Here is a 2,511-nt window from a genome sequence, read left to right as displayed (position 1 = left end):
TATCAAAGCGGACGGTTCCGTCGATGTCTGCGATAATCGCGGTATTTTTCGGACGGCGCGCCTCAAATAGCTCCGATACGCGCGGCAAACCGCCGGTGATATCTTTTGATTTCGCAGCAGCCTTCGGCGTCCTAGCCAAAATATCTGCAATCGCTACCTGATCGCCCTTATTTGTAAAAATTGCGGTCTTCGGTCCTAGATTATATTTGATAGGCTCTCCCTTGCTAGGAGTTACTATGATAGCCGGTTTGACGCCCTGAGGTAGGTACTCGTTGATAACTAAACGGCTTTGACCTGTAGTCTCGTCATATTGTTCCGTAGCGGTATATCCAGGCTCGATATCCTCGAAACTGATCTTACCCTCACACTCTGCAGCTACCGGGATAGAATACGGATCCCACTCGGCGATAATCAAGCGATCGTCTTTTTTAGGCTTGGCTATAAGATCATCATTTTTTACGACACTATTATCATCATAGGTAATGACCGATTCGCGCGGTATATAGTGGCGGATCGCCTCTCTGCCGTTTTCATCGGAGATGACTACGTACATACCCTTCTCACTTACGACATGACCTTTTTTGATATCTCTTAGTCTCTCTAAATAATCGCCCTTTAGGATGAAATATTTAAGCGTACCGTTTGCTCCCGCTTTGATCTTTTGGGTTACCGGCTCGCCGTCTTTGACGCGAAGTTCGCTAGCAAACGGAATTCGAGTAGGGATATTCCAGTCTTCTTTTATAACTTCTACTAAACTATCATTTTCTCCAACGGTTTCGCCGTCTTTAAATACGATGTAGAATTTCCCCTCAACTTTACCGCTTACACCCGCAAGCTCGGTAGGCTTAGCTAGATCATGGCGCCGGATAGTATATCTAAATTCTTCCTTCCTACCCTTTAGCGTGATATTCACATCATCGTGGGTTATATCGATGCTTACCTTACCGGTAATTGGAGCTTTGATCTTTGGCTCGACCAAAAGAACTGCGGCATTTCTACGGTTCATCACGATATTTTTGCCGCCGTTTTCATAGGTCTTGACGTTGTAGTATCTAATGAAACCCTCTTTATCGGCGATTACTTGGCGATCTTGCTGCTCGGTAGATGCGGTACCGCCGGCGTGGAAGGTTCGTAGCGTAAGCTGCGTACCTGGCTCACCAATGGATTGCGCAGAGATGATACCGACCGCTTCACCCGGTTTTACCAGCTTGCCCTCGCCTAAATTTACGCCGTAGCACTTCGCGCAAACCCCTTTTTCAGCCTTGCACGTAATAGGCGTGCGGATGCTTACGGATTTGATGCCTGCATCGACTATGGTGCGTACCTCATTAACGCCTAGAAGCGTGCCTTCGGTGAATAAAATTTCATTCGATACCGGATCAATCACATCCGAGCTTAGCACCCTACCCATAATCCTATCGGCTAGGCTTTCTATTTGCGTTCCGTTTTCTACGATCTCAGTAACCTCGATACCCTCGTGCGTGCCGCAGTCATGCATTGTAACCCTGACATTTTGCGCGACATCGATCAGTTTTCGCGTTAGATATCCCGCATTTGCGGTCTTTAGTGCAGTATCGGCAAGACCTTTACGCGCGCCGTGGGTCGAGATGAAATACTCGTTTACGTTTAGACCCTCTCTAAAATTTGAAGTGATCGGCGTCTCGATAATCGAGCCGTCTGGCTTACTCATCAGACCTCTCATGCCAGCTAGCTGTTTGATCTGCTCCGCGCTACCTCGCGCGCCGCTATCGGCCATCATATAAATCGAGTTAAAGCCGTCCTTATCCTTCTCCATCATCTTCATCATCTCATCGGCTAGCTTCTTGCTGGTGCTGGTCCAGATGTCGATCGTTTTGTTATAGCGCTCGCCGTCGGTTAGCAAGCCCGCTCCGTATTGGTTCTGAACCTCTCTGACCTGCTTTTTAGCCTCTTCTACAAGACCCGCTTTAGACTTCGGCACGATGATGTCCGAAACGGAGATCGAAACGCCCGCTTTAGTCGCGGATTCAAAGCCTAAATTTTTAAGATTATCCAAAAATTCCGCGCTTATCTCAAGGCCGCCGTTTTTATAGACGTAATCGACAAGCTCGGCGATATCCTTTTTCTTCATAATCTTATTCCAAAGATGATCCGGAATAAAGCTAGGCAGGATCGATTTGATGATCAAGCGGCCCGCGGTCGTAAAAATAATGCGGCGATCGATCATCGTTTTGATTTTAGCGTGGATATCTAGCGCGTTTGCCTCCACGGCGAGCATTACTTCATCGACGTTTGCAAAAATTTTATTTGTTCCTTTTGCACCCGGCTTTTCGAGGCTTAGATAATAAATTCCTAAAACCATATCCTGGCTAGGCACCGCGACAGGCTTTCCGCTCGCAGGAAGTAAGATATTCATCGAGCTAAGCATTAAAATTTTACATTCCGCGATCGCCTCTTGGCTAAGCGGCACGTGCACCGCCATCTGATCGCCGTCGAAGTCCGCGTTGAACGCGGCGCAGACTAGCGGATGCA

At 47.7% G+C, this 2,511-nt stretch carries 1 pseudogene; it reads right to left on the bottom strand.

Annotated elements, in window-relative coordinates:
- Positions 1 to 2,511, bottom strand: a pseudogene (locus Q0256_RS01915) (DNA-directed RNA polymerase subunit beta'); the annotation flags it as partial.

Source organism: uncultured Campylobacter sp. (assembly GCF_937949835.1).
Classification (GTDB): domain Bacteria; phylum Campylobacterota; class Campylobacteria; order Campylobacterales; family Campylobacteraceae; genus Campylobacter_B.
This window is presented reverse-complemented; position numbering and strand designations above follow the sequence as displayed.